At 35.5% G+C, this 18,355-nt stretch carries 16 protein-coding genes and 1 tRNA gene; 4 read left to right on the top strand and 13 right to left on the bottom strand.

The features are described 5' to 3' along the window. Positions 1–55: 55 nt before the first annotated feature. Together ACTIEI_RS09855 and ACTIEI_RS09850 are read right to left on the bottom strand one after the other, a co-directional pair. Positions 56–445 carry a hypothetical protein gene (locus ACTIEI_RS09855; protein WP_439506122.1) on the bottom strand — a complete coding sequence of 130 codons (390 nt, stop codon included), beginning with the start codon at positions 443–445 and terminating at the stop codon, positions 56–58. Between the two features lie 60 nt (positions 446–505). Beyond that, positions 506–2,422: a beta-N-acetylhexosaminidase gene (locus tag ACTIEI_RS09850; RefSeq protein ID WP_439506121.1), complete on the bottom strand. Its 1,917-nt coding sequence runs from the start codon at positions 2,420–2,422 to the stop codon at positions 506–508. A gap of 247 nt (positions 2,423–2,669) precedes the next feature. On the opposite strand from ACTIEI_RS09850, the gene ACTIEI_RS09845 reads away from it, so the two are divergent. Next, positions 2,670–3,893 (top strand): acyltransferase family protein, encoded by a 1,224-nt coding sequence (locus ACTIEI_RS09845; protein WP_439506120.1) that lies wholly within the window; start codon positions 2,670–2,672, stop codon positions 3,891–3,893. A gap of 119 nt (positions 3,894–4,012) precedes the next feature. Here the strand turns inward: ACTIEI_RS09845 and ACTIEI_RS09840 are convergent. Next, positions 4,013–4,084: transfer RNA gene (locus ACTIEI_RS09840), tRNA-Glu, on the bottom strand. A gap of 139 nt (positions 4,085–4,223) precedes the next feature. Here ACTIEI_RS09840 and gap point away from each other — a divergent pair. Continuing rightward, complete coding sequence (gap, locus tag ACTIEI_RS09835; RefSeq protein WP_439506119.1) at positions 4,224–5,237, top strand: type I glyceraldehyde-3-phosphate dehydrogenase; 1,014 nt, start codon at positions 4,224–4,226, stop codon at positions 5,235–5,237. A gap of 84 nt (positions 5,238–5,321) precedes the next feature. Further along, entirely contained in the window at positions 5,322–6,542 is a 1,221-nt protein-coding gene (locus ACTIEI_RS09830) for a phosphoglycerate kinase (RefSeq protein WP_439506118.1), read from the top strand. 2 nt (positions 6,543–6,544) lie between these two features. On the opposite strand, the gene ACTIEI_RS09825 is transcribed toward ACTIEI_RS09830, so the two are convergent. Together ACTIEI_RS09825 and ACTIEI_RS09820 are read right to left on the bottom strand one after the other, a co-directional pair. Beyond that, positions 6,545–7,429 carry an aldo/keto reductase gene (locus tag ACTIEI_RS09825; protein ID WP_439506117.1) on the bottom strand — a complete coding sequence of 295 codons (885 nt, stop codon included), beginning with the start codon at positions 7,427–7,429 and terminating at the stop codon, positions 6,545–6,547. Positions 7,430–7,501: 72 nt separating this feature from the next. Further along, on the bottom strand, positions 7,502–7,909 hold the full coding sequence (locus ACTIEI_RS09820; protein WP_439506116.1) for an RNA recognition motif domain-containing protein: 408 nt from the start codon (positions 7,907–7,909) through the stop codon (positions 7,502–7,504). Positions 7,910–8,149: 240 nt separating this feature from the next. Here ACTIEI_RS09820 and ACTIEI_RS09815 point away from each other — a divergent pair, with 240 nt between their 5' ends. After that, complete coding sequence (locus tag ACTIEI_RS09815; RefSeq protein ID WP_439506115.1) at positions 8,150–10,174, top strand: WG repeat-containing protein; 2,025 nt, start codon at positions 8,150–8,152, stop codon at positions 10,172–10,174. Positions 10,175–10,261: 87 nt separating this feature from the next. On the opposite strand, the gene rplI is transcribed toward ACTIEI_RS09815, so the two are convergent. From rplI to ACTIEI_RS09775, 8 genes are all read right to left on the bottom strand, one after another. Further along, the gene (gene rplI, locus ACTIEI_RS09810; protein WP_439506114.1) at positions 10,262–10,708 is read right to left on the bottom strand and encodes a 50S ribosomal protein L9; all 447 of its coding nucleotides are present in this window, start codon (positions 10,706–10,708) and stop codon (positions 10,262–10,264) included. Positions 10,709–10,797: 89 nt separating this feature from the next. Continuing rightward, positions 10,798–11,061: a 30S ribosomal protein S18 gene (gene rpsR, locus ACTIEI_RS09805; protein WP_026752391.1), complete on the bottom strand. Its 264-nt coding sequence runs from the start codon at positions 11,059–11,061 to the stop codon at positions 10,798–10,800. 2 nt (positions 11,062–11,063) lie between these two features. Further along, positions 11,064–11,417 (bottom strand): 30S ribosomal protein S6, encoded by a 354-nt coding sequence (gene rpsF / locus ACTIEI_RS09800; RefSeq protein WP_439506113.1) that lies wholly within the window; start codon positions 11,415–11,417, stop codon positions 11,064–11,066. Positions 11,418–11,534: 117 nt separating this feature from the next. Then, positions 11,535–13,469: a TlpA family protein disulfide reductase gene (locus tag ACTIEI_RS09795; protein ID WP_439506112.1), complete on the bottom strand. Its 1,935-nt coding sequence runs from the start codon at positions 13,467–13,469 to the stop codon at positions 11,535–11,537. A gap of 85 nt (positions 13,470–13,554) precedes the next feature. Further along, positions 13,555–14,493 (bottom strand): hypothetical protein, encoded by a 939-nt coding sequence (locus ACTIEI_RS09790; RefSeq protein ID WP_439506111.1) that lies wholly within the window; start codon positions 14,491–14,493, stop codon positions 13,555–13,557. Between the two features lie 67 nt (positions 14,494–14,560). After that, a complete protein-coding gene (locus tag ACTIEI_RS09785; RefSeq protein ID WP_439506110.1) occupies positions 14,561–15,205 on the bottom strand; it encodes a response regulator in 645 nt (214 codons plus the stop codon). 57 nt (positions 15,206–15,262) lie between these two features. Beyond that, positions 15,263–17,245: a tetratricopeptide repeat-containing sensor histidine kinase gene (locus ACTIEI_RS09780; RefSeq protein ID WP_439506109.1), complete on the bottom strand. Its 1,983-nt coding sequence runs from the start codon at positions 17,243–17,245 to the stop codon at positions 15,263–15,265. Between the two features lie 47 nt (positions 17,246–17,292). After that, positions 17,293–18,315 (bottom strand): endonuclease/exonuclease/phosphatase, encoded by a 1,023-nt coding sequence (locus ACTIEI_RS09775; protein WP_439506108.1) that lies wholly within the window; start codon positions 18,313–18,315, stop codon positions 17,293–17,295. Between the last annotated feature and the right edge of the window lie 40 nt (positions 18,316–18,355).

Below are 18,355 nucleotides of genomic sequence, written 5' to 3'. Positions count from 1 at the left end.
AGTATAAAGAATGATTATTTATAAAAAAAGAGGTCGCCTTTTAGCGACCTCTTTTTTATAAACCGATTACTTCAATAAAATTTGATTTATTGGGTCTGCTGCTTACAGTTGCTCTGCAACTACCACAATTGGGATCTTCTTTAGGTGCTTGTAAAAGTTTTACTGTGATGACTAAACCTGTTAAATCGCTGGTGAGGGTTTGCATTTTTGCTTTATCAGCACAACTAAATGTTGTAAAAAAAACATTATCGAATGTTCTTCCTTCAAATACAAATCCATCCTCTGCATTTGCTTTAGAAGTGCTATCTACTAATTGTACAATTGCATCGTTACAAATTTCCTTTATGATTTTTACTCGAAATGTAGTAGTGGTTAAATCATCTTCTTTGTTGCAAGAAATTTGCAAAAAACTAAATGCCAATATTGCGATTAGGGTATTTTTCATAATATTCTTTTTTAATTAGATGCTGGCATTAGAAAAAGTGATGCTTAAAAAAATTTTTTTTTATTTTATTCCAGCTCTTCGCTTTAACTCAACAACGGGCATATTTATTTGCCGCCCTACCTGTTTACCATTTTTATAAGTTACTACTTTTAAAGTAGCTGCGTCATGCGGTACCAAGATAGGAGCTATGTATTTTGGATAGAATTCATCAGGATGTGTATCGTCCAGCGAATAATGAATATCCACACCTTCTATTTCTGTTGCCAGCGTCACTCTCACCCTATCTTCTTCCTTTGCTGTCGTGAAAATAGGTTCGTACATGGTTTTAGCATATTTCACTTTTGCCTCATCTAGTCTTTCCATTTGTTTTTCTACGCGTTGCACAAAATTGTTCCAATTCTTTTTTCCATCCGGAGACCACACTGATTCAGCGATAGCCAACCCCCTGGGCCAAGTCATATATTGTACCGTGCGCATGTTCGTCATCTGTTCTGTCCAAAGATTTCCTTGTCCGCCCAAAATTAACTTGGGGTCTACACCTTGCGGCAAGGGGTTAAAATCGTATGTTTTTTTCAACCGAAGTGATGCATAAATAAGTGGCTCGGTGATAGGATCGCCCTGCATATAATCGAGGTAAACAAAATCAGTTGGCGACATAACAACTTCATGCCCGGCCTTAGCCGCGTCAATACCACCTTTCATGCCGCGCCAACTCATTACAGCAGCATTTGGTGCAAGTCCCCCTTCAAGTATTTCATCCCATCCTATTAATTTCTTTCCCTTAGCATTGATGATTTTTTCTACTCGTTTTACAAAATAGCTTTGCACTTCATTCATGTCTTTTAAAGATTCCTTCTGCATTAAATCTTTTATCAGACTGCTCTTTTCCCAAAAGTTTTTTGCGGCCTCATCCCCACCCATATGTATATACTGGAATGGAAATAACTGTGCAACTTCTGTAAATACTTTATCTAAAAAACCATATACTTCTTCTTTTGCTGGGCATAGGTTGTTATCAAGCAGTGCATAAAAATGACCACCTTCAGGCCACTCCATAAATTTTTCACCTGCATTTACGCTATAAGTTCCAGGTGTGCAGGTTAAGTGCGGATAAGAAGCAATAGCAGCCAGGCTGTGACCGGGCACATCTATTTCAGGTAAAATATTTACAAACCTATCGCTTGCATATTTTACGAGTTCCCTTATATCATCATGTGTATAATAACCGCCATAAGTTTTGGGCTCATTCGGATCTGGGGCTGTGGTATTAGCATACTTGCCCTCCCTTTTTGGTCTCCAAGCGCCTACTTTTGTTAGTTCAGGCAAGCTTTTTATTTCAAGCCTCCATCCTTGGTCATCGGTAAGATGTAAATGCAATAAATTGTACTTATATCTAGCCATATCATCAATAAAGCTTTTCACTTCGTCTTTAGTAAAAAAATGCCTGCTTACATCAAGCATTAACCCTCTCCAGGAAAAACGTGGGTAATCAGTTATGCTTATTGTAGGTACAGTCCAAGTTGTATTAGATCCAATACTCTTTTTTCTTTCAACTTCCTTTGGCAATAGTTGTAAAAAACTTTGCATGCCATAAAATAATCCTGCAGCCTTATTAGCTGATATTGCTACCATATTTGGCGATACATTTATCCTATAGCCCTCATCACCTAGCTGCGGATCTTTTATAAAATCTAACCTGATATTTCCTAGGGTGTTTGAAACCGTGCTCACTACTTTAACGGGCATCAAATATCCTGTAGCTGTTTTTAATCGATTACTTAAAAATTCGGCTACTCTTTTTGCATCTTCATTATTACTTGCTAACTCTATTGCCGTTGTTTTTTTGAGTGAGAAGCTACCATCATTAAACTGGTGACTTACAGGTATAGGAATAATAGAAATATCGCGTTTACTACTTTGAGCTTCTGCACCACATATGGAGATTGCTAAAATGCAAATGATCAATATTTTTTTCATTGTTTAAATTTTAAAGCAAAAAATTAATATAATATTTTAACACAGCTATGACCGTATCTAAATAATTATAAACTATTTAAAAGTAAATGTAGCCCTAGGAAATCAAAAAAACGCCAATGCGTTTTAACAATATTTATACTTTAGAGAAATATTGACTACCATAGTTAAACCCATTATTTTTACTTTGTGAAGATTGTGCTAATCATAGATCTTCAGCACAATCTAATAAAGTATAAAACCAACTGCTATGAACCAGCGATATTATTCACTTGATGTTTTTCGGGGCGCTACCGTGGCCTTTATGATCTTGGTAAACAATCCCGGAACTTGGTCGCATATTTATGCTCCACTAGCGCATGCTCCTTGGCACGGCCTCACCCCAACTGACCTCGTTTTTCCTTTCTTCCTTTTCGCGGTAGGAAATGCTATGGCTTTTGTAATGCCACGTTTTGAACAAACTGGCCCTGCTACCTTTTGGAAAAAAGTGCTGAAAAGAACAATCCTTATTTTTTTGATTGGCTTACTGCTCAACTGGTTTCCGTTTATGCATTGGCAGGATGATCAATTAGTATTTAACTCCTGGACCTGGTATAACAGCGATGGCGAAAGAACGGGCATTCGGATAATGGGTGTGCTACAGCGCATTGCCCTCTGTTATTTTTTCGCTTCCATTATTGTTTATTATGCAAAAGCACGTATTGCATTTTTGATTGGGGTACTCCTCTTAGTTGTATATTGGGCAATATGTATTGCTGGCAACAATTCCGATCCATATAGTCTCAGCGGTTGGTTTGGAACGAGTATTGATAAGACCATCCTAGGTGAGGCGCATATGTATAACGGTGAAGGTCTTCCTTTTGATCCAGAAGGTTTAATGAGCACTTTGCCTTCGATTGTACAGGTCATCTTTGGGTTCCTGGTGGGTGATTATATTTTGAAAAGAGGTAAAGCAATTGCAATAAACAACGGAGAGACAACAGAAGCGGGTGTAAATCCCAACTATCAAACCCTAACCATCCTGTTTGTAGCAGCAACGGCCTTGTTGTTTACCGGCTATACCTGGGGGTTAAGTTTTCCTATTAATAAAAAAATATGGACAAGCTCCTATGTAGCGTGCACGTCGGGATTGGCCATCGTTGTACTTTCAATACTCATTTATTTTATTGAAGTAAAAAAGGTAAGTGCCGGATGGATGCGCTTCTTTGATGTCTTTGGGAAAAACCCGCTTTTTATTTATGCCTTAAGTGGTTTGCTGCCTGAGTTATTGGGCACTATACGGATCAGCAATGGTACTAACGCAAGCGGAAAACCGGATTACGTATCTGCTTGGGGTTGGTTTCATCAAAATATCACCAGTAAAATACCCGGGCCGCCAGAAAATGGCTCTTTGTTGTTTGCACTCTGCTTTGTCTTTTTACTTTGGTTGATTGGTTACTGGATGAATAAAAAAAGGATTTATATTAAAGTTTAGATATTTTGAGCGGGATTGTCGGCTTCACCGATACCGGTATTTTTATTTGCTCTCTTAGCCGAATACATTCGGCATGTTCGCAAGTAAAAAAGCCCTCTCGCTTTCGCTCGAGGGCTTTGTAGCCGGTACGGGAATCGAACCCGTCTTTGCCCCGTGAAAGGGGGCTGTCCTAACCGATAGACGAACCGGCCATGGTTTTTATCTTTCGGGTTGCAAAAATAAGAGGCAATTTCTTTTCTGCCAAACTTTTTTATCAAAATACGCAAATTGATTTTAGAAACTGTAAATTTGCCAACCTAACGCTTATTAATTAAAATAAAATAGTTATCAATGAGTACAGTTAAAGTTGCTATTAATGGATTTGGAAGAATCGGTCGCTTGGTATTTCGTCAGATTTACAATATGAAGGGAATTGATGTAGTTGCTATCAACGATTTAACTAGTCCAGCGGTTTTGGCACATTTATTAAAATACGACAGTGCACAAGGACGTTTTGATGCAACTGTAACTTCAACAGAAGATTCAATTGTAGTGAATGGGGAGACTGTAAAAATATACGCACAGCGTGATCCAGCCCAAATTCCTTGGGGTGCACATGGTGTTGATGTGGTGATAGAGTCAACTGGTTTCTTTACTGATAAGGACAAAGCAGAAGCACATATTAAAGCAGGTGCTAAAAGAGTCGTTATTTCTGCTCCTGCAACTGGCGATTTAAAAACAGTGGTATTTAATGTGAATCATGCCATTTTAGATGGTTCTGAAACCATTATCTCTTGTGCATCTTGTACAACTAACTGCTTGGCTCCAATGGCTAAAGTATTGAATGATGAATATGGTATCTTAACTGGTATCATGAGCACTATACATGCTTATACCAATGATCAAAATACATTGGATGCTCCTCATCCAAAAGGAGATTTAAGAAGAGCTAGAGCAGCTGCTGCTAATATTGTTCCTAATAGTACTGGTGCAGCAAAGGCGATTGGATTAGTTTTACCTGAGTTAAAAGGAAAGTTAGATGGAAGTGCACAACGTGTTCCAACTATCACTGGTTCTTTAACTGAGTTAACTACTATCTTGAGCAAGAAAGTAACTGCAGAAGAAATCAATGCTGCAATGAAAGCTGCTGCTAATGAAAGCTTTGGTTACAACGAAGATGAAATTGTAAGTTCAGATATCATTGGAACCCATTTTGGTTCTTTATTTGATGCGACTCAAACAAAAGTAATGACTGTTGGTGATACGCAAATGGTGAAGACGGTGAGCTGGTACGATAACGAAATGAGTTATGTAAGTCAGTTGGTTAGAACGGTACAATATTTTGCAGGATTAATCAGCAAATAATCATTTTATAATAGCTTTAAAAGCCGTTCCGATTTTTCGGGACGGCTTTTGTTTTTTGGTTAAATTGCCTTTAAATATTTTTTTATGACGAGTCCTTTTGTAGCTTTTAATTTCTCTGGAAAGAAAGCATTAATTAGAGTTGATTTTAATGTGCCTTTAGATAAGCAAACCTATGCTATTGGTGATGATAATCGTATAAGAGCTGCGGTGCCAACAATTGTAAAAATTTTGCAAGATGGCGGTGCAGTTATTTTAATGAGTCATTTGGGTAGACCCAAAGAAGGCCCTGAAACAAAAAGTTCACTAATACATATTATCGGGCATTTGCAAACTTTATTGAGTAATGCAATGAATAAAGCAGTCATGGTGCAATTTGCGAATGATTGTATAGGCCAAGAAGCATATGATAAGGCTAGAAATTTAAATGGAGGAGAAGTTTTATTATTAGAAAATTTACGATTTTATAAAGAGGAAGAGAAAGGCGATCCTGCTTTTGCAGAAAAGTTAAGCAAGCTAGGAGATGTTTACGTGAATGATGCATTTGGTACGGCTCATAGAGCGCATGCATCTACTGCAGTAATTGCACAGTATTTTACTGCAGAGCATAAAATGTTTGGATTATTAATGGAAGGGGAAGTTAGGGCTGCTGAGTTGGTTTTACACAAAGCAGCTAAGCCATTTACTGCAATTATTGGTGGTGCTAAAGTGAGTGATAAAATTTTGATTATTGAAAATTTATTAGAGCGTGCCACGGATATTATTATTGGTGGAGGAATGGCATATACATTTATGAAAGCGCAAGGAGGTCAAATAGGAAAAAGCCTTTGCGAGGAAGATCGTTTAAATACGGCGTTAGATATTTTAAATAAAGCAACGGCTAAAGGGGTGAATATTCATTTGCCAGTAGACAGTATTATTGCAGACAATTTTGCCGCTGATGCAAATACAGCAACTGCGCAAAGTAATCAAGTTCCTGATGGTTGGATGGGATTGGATATTGGTCCAGCAGCTGCTGAGTCATTTGCTGCTACGATTAAAAGTTCTAAAACTATTTTATGGAATGGACCAATGGGTGTTTTTGAAATGGATAAATTTCAACAAGGGACCAAAGCCATTGCCATTGCAGTTGCAGAAGCCACTGCCAATGGCGCATTTAGTTTAGTAGGAGGAGGAGATAGCGTTGCTGCGGTTAATCAATTTGGTTTTGCTGATCAGGTAAGTTATGTAAGTACAGGTGGTGGTGCCATGCTAGAATACTTTGAAGGAAAAGTATTACCAGGTATTGCAGCTATTTCTGCTGATTAATATTATGCCACATCTTCGCCAGTTGCAGCTTTCTTCATTAGGAACCAGTCTTCTCTGGTTAGTTTGATGGAAGCTGCAATTTTTGCTTGGGCCAATCTCTCTGATTTAGTAGTGCCAATTACAGGAACTATTTTTGATGGATGGGTATTTAGCCATGCAATCAATATTTCATTTAACCCAGCAACATATTTTTCAGCAAGCAAAGAAGCTGCATGTGTGATGCTTCTAAAATGTGGATGTAAATCGTCTGTAAGTAATCCCCCCCCTAATGGTGCCCAAGCCATTGGAATGATTTCATTTTCAATACAATTATCTAAAATTCCATTGTTGAAAGGAGCAGTACAAATAATAGATACCTCTATTTGATTGTATTGTATAGGAACCCATTTGCGCAACATATTTACTTGATGAGGTAGAAAATTTGACACACCGAAAGCATGTACTTTACCTTGCATTTGTAAAGTCTGTATTGCTTCCGCTACTTCTTCTGGGTTGAGTAATGGATCTGGACGATGAATTAAGAGCACATCTAAGTAGTCAGTACCAAAATTTTTTAATGATTGTTCTGCAGAACGTATAATATGTTTTTTGCTCGTATTATAAGATTTAATATTGTGGTTGGGCCTATTTTCGGTTACCATTTGAATTCCACACTTTGTAATCAGTTTTATTTGAGACCTAAGCGTTTTGTCTTCCTTTAAAGCTTCTCCAAACTCTTCCTCCGTAGTATAATCTCCATAAATATCTGCATGGTCAAAACTATTTACTCCAATGGCCAAACATTCTTCAATCATTGCACGATACGCAGCAGTTGAAAAGTTGGCTCCCCATTTGCCCCATCGCATACAGCCTGCAATAGGACTACTTAATTGTACTTGTTGTTTCATAATTAAATATAGGAATAAAAAAATCTCGTTCTGAAGTCAGAACGAGATTTATCAATCGGTAGTTTGAATAGATTAATATCTGTTGTATCCACCGCCGCCGCCGTTTCCACGATCGCGATTACCGCCACCGTATCCACCGCCACCGCGATTGCCACCACCACCGCCGTAGCCGCCGCGATTACCGCCGCCGCCGCCACCGTAAGGCTTCTTCTTAAAGCCGCCTCTTTCGCCTTCAGGACGAGGTGTAGATTCGTTTACAACAATTTTGCGATCCATAACATCAGTGTCATGTAAAGCAGCGATTGCAGCGCGAGCTGCATCATCATCAGCCATTTCAACGAAACCAAAGCCTTTGCTACGGTCGTTGTTAAATTTGTCGGTAACGATTTTGGCACTGCTTACTTCACCATAGGGAGCAAACAGATTTTGCAGGTCTTCACTAGACATATTCCAGTTCAGATTTCCAACGTAAATGTTCATTTTTAAGAAATTAAGTGATCAAAAAACCAAAGCTAAAATAGTAACCAAAAACCCTGAACCATTTACGTGAAAACGTTCTGAGACCTGGAACTTCTGCATTTGGACAGTTAAAGATAGTGTTTTTAATGAATTGGGCACTTTTTTCCAAAAAAATGACAAATTTATTTTATGACTTAAAATACCGCATACGCGGTATTGTTCTAATTATAGACTGTGGTTATTTTTATTTAAATTTTTTTTATGCGTTTACTTGTTTTTGTATTTGTGCTTATTACTTTTCCATTGACCCATTTATATGCTCAGGCTATAACGGTGGTTAATACTTCCTTTGATGACGATCGATTTAATTATGGTAGTAAAACAACTCTTAGTAAAAATGATTCTTTATTATACTTTTTAGAAAATGGAAGTTTTCAAATTAATAACAAGCATTTTAAAGGCAGTCCTACTCGTTGGGTAACACTTGCTTTCGGTATGAATAGTAAAGCTTATACTAAATATAAAGCAGATATCATGCAAATTGCTGGAGTTCAAGATTATGGATTTGGAATTGTGCTGAGTGCAAAAGATGGAAAGAATTTTATTCAATTTGGTATTGCCGCAAATGGATATTACACCATAAGTTCCGCCATTGATGGGAAGTTAAATAGTATATCTAATGGTTGGGTAAAATCTTCTTTAATTAAAACAGGTTTTAATAATATCAATCAATTAGCTGTTGAGAAAAAAGGGGAGGAGTTTCAATTTATTTTAAATGAGGTAACTGTAAAACAAATAAGGTTAAATGCTCAACCGTTTATTGGAAATATGGGGTTGTATGCAACAGGAAATATGCATGTTGCAATGGATAAAATCGAAATACAACAATGGCTGCAAAACAATTCCATTGAAGGTAAAATTGAAGCAGGGTACAACCCAAGGGCTGATTATCCTATCGCTGAAAAACCTATTGCCACTAAGTCTAAGCAACCAGAAGTGTTTGGTATTATGAGAGGTCAATATGGATTTGATTATGGTCTGATTGATAAAGATGGGTATAGGATAGTTGATCCTATATTAAAGTATGCATCTATTAATGAGCAGGTAGTAACCATAACTAGTCAAACTACTTTAAGTTCGGGAGTGTACGATTTGCAACTGAATAATATTATTCCCCCAATTATGCAAACGATTAATGTAAGTAAGGATAAATCAAACCTGTATTTTTCTGCTAGAGCAGAGAATGGTTATTGGGGATTAATCGACCAAACTGGAAAAACAATTCTTCCATTTGTATACAATTATTTAGATAGAGTTTCTGAAGGATTGGTTTATGCAAAAAATTCAAAAGGCTGGGGAGTGATTGATTTTAATGGTCTACCCATTATACCCTTCGGAACTATTGATGACGAAGACGAAATTAAAAAAAGAACTTATCGCTATCCCATGCTATTTAAAAAAGGGAGATTGATTGTAAAAGCCCATAAAAATGACGGAGGAAAATTTGGAGTGATGGATAATTCAGGTAAATGGGCCATCCCGCCTAAGTATCAGTCAATCTCTTTTATTGACACCAATCAGGCATATAAAGTATCAATTGTTGATCCCAAGGATAAGAGTACCAAGTATGGAGTGTTAGATTACAATGGTAAAGAGATTATTCCATTAAAGTATTCGACTATTGAGTTAGAAGGTAAAAATTATGCTGTAGCCGAAGGAAATATCTCAGTAGGTTTTGATTTAGATGATTTAGCGGATGATGAATTAATGGCTGCGTTAGACGAAGAGGAAACCAATTCCAGGAAATGGGGGATGCTAAGTCATACTGGTGCTATAATCATCCCTGTAAAACATTCTTATATTGCTTCAACAGCTGATAAACAGATGGTCTTGGTAGAAGATGAAAAAATAAAGACATTATATGATCATACGGGCAAAGCATGGTTATCCTTGTCTGTATTTGATGAATATAAATATGATTCCTTATTATTTAAAGGAAAACCTAAAGGGGATTATAGAACCTCCTATCCGTATTATTCTCAAGGGTTAATAAATGTATCGAAAGCGGGTAAATGGGGTTTTGTAGATAAAACTGGAAAAGCCGTTATTCCTTTCCAGTATGAACATGCAAGTGCATTTTATAATGGGTTTGCACTAGTGAAAAAAGGTACTGAATGGTGGCATATAAATAAACAGGGCAAAAAAGTTTCTTCAGAAGAGGCAAATCCTAAGACTGGAATTGATTTTAGCAATAAAGTTTTACCGCCTATTAGACTGAACAAATAATATTTCAATGATTTGCATTTATCGGAGGGGATAAAGGCAAAAAAAATGCCCCGAGCAATCGGGGCATTAACTATTTTCAGTAAAGAATTATCCTTCTACTACTTCAAATTCAATTTCGGTATTATTACCGTTACCAAAGTCGATAGTTGCTTTATAAGTTCCTAACTCTTTCACATCGTCGACAATAGTGATACGCTTGCGATCAATCTCATAACCTTTTTGGTCACGGATAGCACGAGTGATTTGTAGAGAAGTAACTGCACCAAAGATTTTACCGCTGGTACCAGTTTTTGCTCCCACTTTAACAGGAGATGACTTCAATACATCTATTACCTTGTTGATTTCAGCCAACATAGCAGCTTCCTTCTTTGCTTTAACTTTAAGCTTTTCTTCTAATTGTTTCATATTAGAAGGGCTTGCTTCAACAGCAAATTTTTGAGGAATCAAAAAGTTACGTGCATAGCCATTTTTAACGGTTACTAGTTCGTTCTTACCGCCTAAATTGTCTACATCTTGAATTAAAATTACTTGCATGTTTTGTTTTTTAGTCCCAGCGCCCAATCATTTGAATTTGATTTGACTGTCTCACGCTATGCGTGATTAGGGATGGTTAACTAATTGGTCTATTTCAATAAATCTGTTACATAAGGCAACAAAGACATTTGACGTGCTTTTTTAACAGCGTCAGTTACTTTACGTTGGTATTTCAAAGAGTTACCAGACAAACGACGAGGTAATAATTTACCTTGTTCGTTGATGAACTTCTTCAAAAACTCTACGTCTTTGTAGTCTACGTATTTGATACCGTATTTCTTAAAACGACAGAATTTCTTCTTTGGCTTCTCCTGCTTAATAGCGGTCAGGTATTTTATTTCGTTCTTTGCCATGATTATGCTTCCGCTTTTTCAATTTTAGGGAATCCGCCATTTCTCTTGGTGTAGTTGTACTCGACGGCGTATTTATCGAGACGGGTAATCATGTGACGCATCACTTGCTCATCACGTAGTAATTGGATTTTTAATTTCTCAATTCCTTCAGCAGGAAGTGTAAATTCTAAAACCCAGTAGATACCAGTGGTTTTCTTTTGAATAGGGTAAGCTAGTGATTTTAATCCCCATGGATTGCTGTGAACGGTTGCACCGCCCAGTTCAGTGATCAGGTCTTGGAACTTCTTCTGAGATGATTTAAAATCATCTTCTGAAAGAACCGGAGTAAAGATCACCATCAATTCGTAATTGTTCATTACTTGAATTTTTTTGGTTAAAAATTGGTTTTGCCCAGTGGATTCTTGCAAGCAAGAAAATCTGCCAAATACAGATTTGGGGCTGCAAAAGTAAGTATAATAGGGTTCTCAACCAAATTAGTTACCAGCTAATTCAATCATTGTGCTCAATTCATTCACTAATTTGTCTTCATTGGAGTCTCCTCCAACGCTTTTAAACCTGATTTTTCCTGTTTTATCCAAAATGAACTTGGTAGGGATTCCGTTTACCTTATAAGAAGTAACTACTTTATAGGCGTCAGATGCATCTTTTTCATCATATAAAACATTGAAGCTGTATTTGTTTTTGGTAATGAATTCAGATACTTCTTTAGCTCTTTTTTCCATGGTTTCCTGACTTTCCCAAGTATCTACAAATAGAAAAGCCACGTTTGGATCATTTTTATATTTATCCAAGGCCTTTTGCATACCAGGGAATGAAGCGATGCAGGGTCCACACCAAGTAGCCCAAAAATCGATTACTACCACTTTTCCTTTCAAACTGGCCAATTGTACTTCCTTTCCTTCAAGGTTTTTGAGTTTAAAATCTACAGAAGGTTCATCAATCATTTTTTTAATAATCGCTTCCTTCGCTTTTATATTGGCTGCATTAGCTAATAGGTTAAGTTTCTCGTTTGCTGCTGATTCTGATCCCAATTCTTTTGTTAGGGCTTTTTTGAGGATATCCTTGGTTTTACTACCTGCCGTATTTTTCTCTACTAAGGGACTTAGCGCTTCAATAAGTTTTGCATTGGTTAATACCTTCTCTGCAATTTCCGCATAACGATTATTATATTCACTATTCAACCACTTACTTGATTCACAACCCAATTTTGCATAAGCATAGGCTGTATTGTAATCTTTTAACTTAGATAAAACAAATGCATAGGTATCTGCATACATTCCTAAAAAAAAGTTTCTTCTATTTTCCCATAAAAAAGAGGTAAAAAATTCAGGTTGGGTTTCTGTTGGATTAATAGTTTCATTTTTAGCCCATTGGGTGGCTTCCCGTGATAACTGTTCTGCCTGAGAATACATGGTATCTTTTTTATAAGCCCAATCCCATGCAATATTATTATACAATGCAGCTTTATCTGCAGGCAATAATTTAGCTGCGTATAAGGAAAGTTTATCTATATTAAATGATTCTTTAGTATTAGTATAAGCTTGCGCTATCATTTCGTACATGCCACTGTAAACCTCTTTCTCATTTGCAGTTTTAGCGGGATATTTTTTTACAAACTCATCAAGCGCTGTCATTCTTTTATCTAAATCAATAATGCTATTCAATCCTTTCAATTCTTCATTTTTTTTCCAATCTCCTTCAGGATATTTTGATTTCATCTGAACCATTAATTGATTTGATTCTTCGGTCATTTTTAAAAGACTCGCAAAGGAAGATAATCGACTATAATCATCCTCTTTAACAGAAGGGTGAGCTAAAATTTCTTTTATAAGATCCTGAGTAATTTTATTTAATTCTTTATTTTTAGTTTGAAAGTTTATTCTAAAGTAATGAGGGTATAAAATATAATGAGATTCAGGATAGTTTTTCCATTCATTGTTCATTGCCTCTAATGCTTTTTCCGGATTTGATCCAATTTCAAGAAAGGCGTCCCCTAAGCCAGTATATAAGTTTATAAGCGCCACCCCAGTTCCCATTATAGGGTTTCCTTTTTCATTGTGAACAGGAATCAAAAAGCCATTTTTTTTATTGTTGTCGATGATTTGTTCTTCCTGGATTAATAATGCTAAAAACTTAGCATCAGCAGGTACCACAAAAGATCCTGTATAAGTTTGGTTTTTTTGGTTTGTAGGCAAAAATTCTATGATGCCATTTTTTTTGTCAATAAAATTAAAATGGTATACAGAAAAAGTTGGACTAGTCTTTCCCGGCAATACAGAACCTTTTGGATTATATGTAAATTCAACTTTGTCTCCTGCTTTAGGCTTTAGTGGCTGGTAGGTAAATTTTTGTGCAGATACTGCTAGAGAAATGAAAAGCAGTGCAAATAAACTGTGGATTCTAAACATAAACGATTGATTAAATGAGGATTTAATTTACTCATTTAATCAATCGTGAAATGTTAAATATTAATATATGTTGTAAATCAATGTTTTATTTTCTTCTGTCTTCCGCATACGCAGCCAAATGAGCAACATAAGCATCCAAAGCAATACTAGCAGCTTCTTTAAATTTAGGCACATCTAAATTGATGCCGTATGAATATGTATTCTTGCCTAATACATTCTGTTGAAGTTTGCCATTATTTAGAATTCCATTGGTTAAATCTACTATGTAATCATTGGTTTTAGAATAGATAAGTTTATCCGCATCTTTTCCAACGTATAATTCAAAATTAATGTATCCATAATCTGGACCTGCTATTTGATTGGGTACATCATACCAGAATGGATTGGCATAAGTGGTAAATCGCATGATTGGGTCAAAGTCAAAGTTATCGGTGTATTCTGTTGTGTATTTATACTTCCTGTCCCAATTGATAAAATAGGGTTCTAGTACAGGAGAAATATTAACGACTACCATATCTTCTTGATTCGCTAATCGGGCATGCGCTCCTCCAGCAAATTTTGGAAATTTAAATACTGGACGTTTCCCAGATGGAAAGGTTCGGATGGCTACTCCAAAATCTTTGGAGAAAAACTCTTCATCCTGTTTTTTGGTGGAGTTCTCAATTAATTTCTGGTATAAATTATTTTCTGTGAGCGAATTTGGATCTACAATAGTATAGCCCAATTGTGCAAATTTAGTTTCCAATTTTTTTCTAAATAAATCTGCTAACTCATAGCCTACATCCATTGTAAGATTCCCTAAATACGTGTGCAGTGTATTGGTACCTTTTTGGTTTTTTGTAGTAAAGGATTGAGTTCTAATTCCAAGGTTCACCCCTAAAAAACAAATCTTTTTTGCTTTTTTAAAGGGGTTTTTATAATCCTGGGCAATGTAGGATTTTTCAAAATTTTTTAGATTTACCTCTTGAGCTTGTACACCCAAATGCAAACCTATAATAAGTAAGAAGCTGCAAATTTTTTTCATACTGTAGGTTTTTATAAATCAAAATTCCTACAGTGCGATTATGAAATCAATACGCATAAATACGTATTTAAAGTATTCTATTTTCTGCTGCTTTTTGAACTGCCTCGACTTTATTAGTCACTTGTAATTTACGATAGATATTCTCAATATGTTTTCTTACAGTATGATAAGAGATATACAAATTTGAACCAATTTGTTCGTAAGTCAGTCCATTTTTTAAATGGGTAAGTAATTCTATTTCTCTTTTTGTTAAACCGTAGTCAATTATTTCTTGGTTTGTTTGCAGTGGGTTTCTAATTAGGTTTAATGTTTTCAAAGCAATCCCCGAACTCATTGCCGCGCCCCCCGTGATTGTATCCATAATGCCTTGGATTAATTGAACACTATCATCTTCCTTTAATAAATAACCTGATGCTCCAGCCATAATAGCATTAAATAAATTTTCATCATCGTCAAACATTGTGAGTATCAATACTTTTATTTGCGGGTACTGCTGTTTAACTTTAGTTGTTGCCTCAAGACCGCCCATAATAGGCATTTGAAGATCCATTAGTATCAGATCAATTTGTTGGTCTTTTTGTAATATTTTGAGTAATTCTTCACCATTATTTGCTAGATGTTTAATAATAATCTGTTTATGTAGATTCAAACGCTCTATAATTGCAGCTCTTACAAAACTATTGTCTTCTGCTATAATGATATGTATTGGCATATTTAATGACAAAGTTATTGCTGTTATATGAATAAATTTGTACGTATAATTTCGTATTTAAAGAGGAAATACTCCTTTTACAAAGGTGCCAGTTTCAATATCACTTCTCCATTCAACTGTCCCGTTCAGTTCTTTAATTCTATATTCTATATTTTTAATTCCGTTGCTTTTATTTTCTTCTGAAATAGTAAATCCTTTACCATTGTCTGAAACAATAAATTGAATTAAATCATTGCTCCCAATCAGATATACATTAATTGCTGTACAATTAGCATACTTTATGCTATTATTTACCAATTCTTGTATCATTCTGAATAAGTGAGCAGCAGATACTTCGTTTAGTATGATTTCATTGCCTTCTTTCACGGAAATCTGTATAAGATATTTAGCTGAACTTATTGGTTTTAAAAAATCTCTGAGTTTAATTGCCAATTCATCCAACGATATTCTAGATTTATTCATTAGCCAAACAGTTCTCCGTAGTTCACGCATGCTCATTGTTAGACTATTCTTAACAGTAGTTAGTTGAGGAGTGATATCTATTCCTTTTGAACTAGGTATTTGTTCTACCGTTGCATTCATTAGTGTAAGGTGAGAGCCGATGTTGTCATGCAATTCTCTTGATATTCTTAATCGCTCTTCTTGTAATTTATTAATTGCTTCTTGTCTGGCAATTTCCATTTCTAAGCTAGCCTGTTTTTTCGCTGATTTTTTTTGTTTTACCTGATAGAAAAGAATACCAAATAATGTAATAAGGAAACCCCCAAAACCAATTAGCCAATAACTTTGTTTTTCAATTGCGTTTTCTTTTTCTAATAAATTGGCGTATGCCTCATTAATTGCAATTTGCTGTTTTAATATTTGTGTAGTTTTTATTAAGCTGTCCGATTGTGCCTTCAATAACAGTATATTTTTCTCATTTATCAATTCCTCTTCTTTTAATCTGCTTTGTTGAATTGTAGCAGCTACTTTTTTATCACTTAATTCTTTTTCTAATGCAAGTAGTTGTTTGTCTTTTTCTTGCTTGATAATTTGTTGTTTTGCTTCCAGTATTTCATTGTCCTTCTTCGTGCTTTCGTACTTTAACATCAAGTCTGCTAATATGCTTTTTCTTTCTACATTATTTAAGGAGTCTAGAACTTTACTGGCAGATATGCTGTATTGATATGCCTCTTCAAACTTTTTTAAACCCTGATATGCAAGTGATAGATATTTCTCATTGTTTGCAAAGTCTTTGGTTCTTTTTAGTTCTACTGCAATTTCTCTTGATTTTTTTAAGTAAAAAATGGCAGAATCATGCCTCGCCATTTCTAAATGCATATTTCCTAAGTTGCTAAATAAAATTAATTGATTCCGACGGCTTAATTTATCTACAATTGATAAAGCTTTTGCATACATCAAGTATGCTTGTTGAAAATTATTATAAAATTTATACAGGTTGCCGAGGTTATTTAAAGGATTAAAAATACCAATAGGGTTTTCTGTTTTATTGATATACAAAATTGCACTTTGATAAGATTGTGCTGCTTTTGCTGAGTCAAGTAAATATCTATAGCTTAATCCAATATTATTGTACGAATTGGCAATAGATTGAGGCCTTGCATTTATCTTTATTTTAAGTGCTAAACTCTGTTCGTAATATTCTAGTGCTTTAGAGTGGTTATTCATTTCGTCGGCCCAAATATTCCCCATTTGGTTGTAAACAATTGCTTTTGTAAGAGGGTCTTTATTCCCTAATAATTGGCTTATTTGTTGATAGGTATTGATAGATTCTTGAATTTTCCCTGATTTATAAAGCGAGAGTGCTACAGTGCTTTTAATCTTTGCTGCATTAATTGTGTCTTTATTTTTTGCATAATAATTATAAACCAAATTCCCTAGGTTTATTGCTTCTGTGAATTTGTTTTCTTCTTCTAGTTGATTAGCTAAAGCAAAATTTTTTTTCCATTTTTCTTCTTCCGTCTTATCATTTGTTTGAGATAAGATAAGTTGTGGAATAGCAAAAAGAACTAATATCCAAAGAATTGCTAGTTTTCTCATTCAATGTTTTGATTAATTCAAAATGAATTTACTATTTTATTCTTCATTTATTTCTTTAGCACCACATAAGTAGGATAATGGTCACTAAATCCTCCTCTATAATGATTTCCATCCCAGGTCCGCATTGGATAGCCTTTATACCTTCCAGTGTTTTCTGTCATAAAAGGCTGATGATAAATACCTGCTTTTAAAAACCGCCAATCATTGTTGGTGCTATCAAAAAATGGTTTCGATAACAGGATCTGATCAAATAATCCCCAGACATCTCTGTTTGCAAGGGTTCCAATCCCCCTTTCATAAAACCTTATCCATGGATTAAAAAATATTCCATCGTGCAAATCTTTTAGATTCCCAGTTGCACCTAATGTTTCAATAATGCTCTTATCAGTCGGGTTGTCATTTAAGTCTCCCATTACAATGATTTTTGCAGCATTATTTACAATTCTGATTGAATCGGCATGTGCTTTACAAAGTTTTGCCGCTGCAGCTCTAGCTGGGGCGCTTCTGTCTTCACCCCCTCTTCTACTAGGCCAGTGATTTACATAAATATGTACTTCTTCCCCACTCAATTTTCCCTTTACATATAAAATATCTCTAGTGAAATAAGCTTCTTTACTCTTGCCCGGTAATATTACTTCCAGCGCTTTTGCAGTATAGGGATGAAAATAATCTTGTTGATAAAATAATCCTACATCTACCCCTCGTGCATCTTTAGAATCAAAATGAATAAATTGGTATTTTTTATTGCGTAGTAAAAAGTGATTCGCTAAATCATTTAATACCGTGTCGTTTTCAATTTCTGCAACGCCAATGATTGCAGCGCCTCTTGGATGCCATTCTTTACCAAAATCTTTTAGTACATAGGCTAATTTATACAGCTTGTTAATATAAATATCGCTGGTATAATGTTTAGCGCCGTTCGGGGTAAATTCATCATCACTGGTAATTGGGTTATCAATTGTATCATACAAGTTTTCAAGGTTATAAAAACCAATTACCGCAATTTCAATGGGCTTGTTTTGATGCGATAATAAGGTGAGAACTCCTACAAAAAGTAATATCCATTTCATTAACTCAAAATACATTTTTAGCAATAGGTGTATGAGGGCA

The organism is Sediminibacterium sp., from assembly GCF_051860225.1.
Taxonomy (GTDB): domain Bacteria; phylum Bacteroidota; class Bacteroidia; order Chitinophagales; family Chitinophagaceae; genus Sediminibacterium.
This window is presented reverse-complemented; position numbering and strand designations above follow the sequence as displayed.

Coding starts and splice junctions, on each gene's coding strand:
- ACTIEI_RS09815 (WP_439506115.1), top strand. CDS start 8,150: ATGCGTTTACTTGTTTTTGTATTTGTGCTTATTACTTTTCCATTGACC.
- ACTIEI_RS09790 (WP_439506111.1), bottom strand. CDS start 14,493: ATGAAAAAAATTTGCAGCTTCTTACTTATTATAGGTTTGCATTTGGGT.
- ACTIEI_RS09825 (WP_439506117.1), bottom strand. CDS start 7,429: ATGAAACAACAAGTACAATTAAGTAGTCCTATTGCAGGCTGTATGCGA.
- ACTIEI_RS09775 (WP_439506108.1), bottom strand. CDS start 18,315: ATGAAATGGATATTACTTTTTGTAGGAGTTCTCACCTTATTATCGCAT.
- ACTIEI_RS09820 (WP_439506116.1), bottom strand. CDS start 7,909: ATGAACATTTACGTTGGAAATCTGAACTGGAATATGTCTAGTGAAGAC.
- ACTIEI_RS09780 (WP_439506109.1), bottom strand. CDS start 17,245: ATGAGAAAACTAGCAATTCTTTGGATATTAGTTCTTTTTGCTATTCCA.
- ACTIEI_RS09845 (WP_439506120.1), top strand. CDS start 2,670: ATGAACCAGCGATATTATTCACTTGATGTTTTTCGGGGCGCTACCGTG.
- rpsF (WP_439506113.1), bottom strand. CDS start 11,417: ATGAACAATTACGAATTGATGGTGATCTTTACTCCGGTTCTTTCAGAA.
- rpsR (WP_026752391.1), bottom strand. CDS start 11,061: ATGGCAAAGAACGAAATAAAATACCTGACCGCTATTAAGCAGGAGAAG.
- ACTIEI_RS09850 (WP_439506121.1), bottom strand. CDS start 2,422: ATGAAAAAAATATTGATCATTTGCATTTTAGCAATCTCCATATGTGGT.
- ACTIEI_RS09855 (WP_439506122.1), bottom strand. CDS start 445: ATGAAAAATACCCTAATCGCAATATTGGCATTTAGTTTTTTGCAAATT.
- rplI (WP_439506114.1), bottom strand. CDS start 10,708: ATGCAAGTAATTTTAATTCAAGATGTAGACAATTTAGGCGGTAAGAAC.
- ACTIEI_RS09785 (WP_439506110.1), bottom strand. CDS start 15,205: ATGCCAATACATATCATTATAGCAGAAGACAATAGTTTTGTAAGAGCT.
- ACTIEI_RS09830 (WP_439506118.1), top strand. CDS start 5,322: ATGACGAGTCCTTTTGTAGCTTTTAATTTCTCTGGAAAGAAAGCATTA.
- gap (WP_439506119.1), top strand. CDS start 4,224: ATGAGTACAGTTAAAGTTGCTATTAATGGATTTGGAAGAATCGGTCGC.
- ACTIEI_RS09795 (WP_439506112.1), bottom strand. CDS start 13,469: ATGTTTAGAATCCACAGTTTATTTGCACTGCTTTTCATTTCTCTAGCA.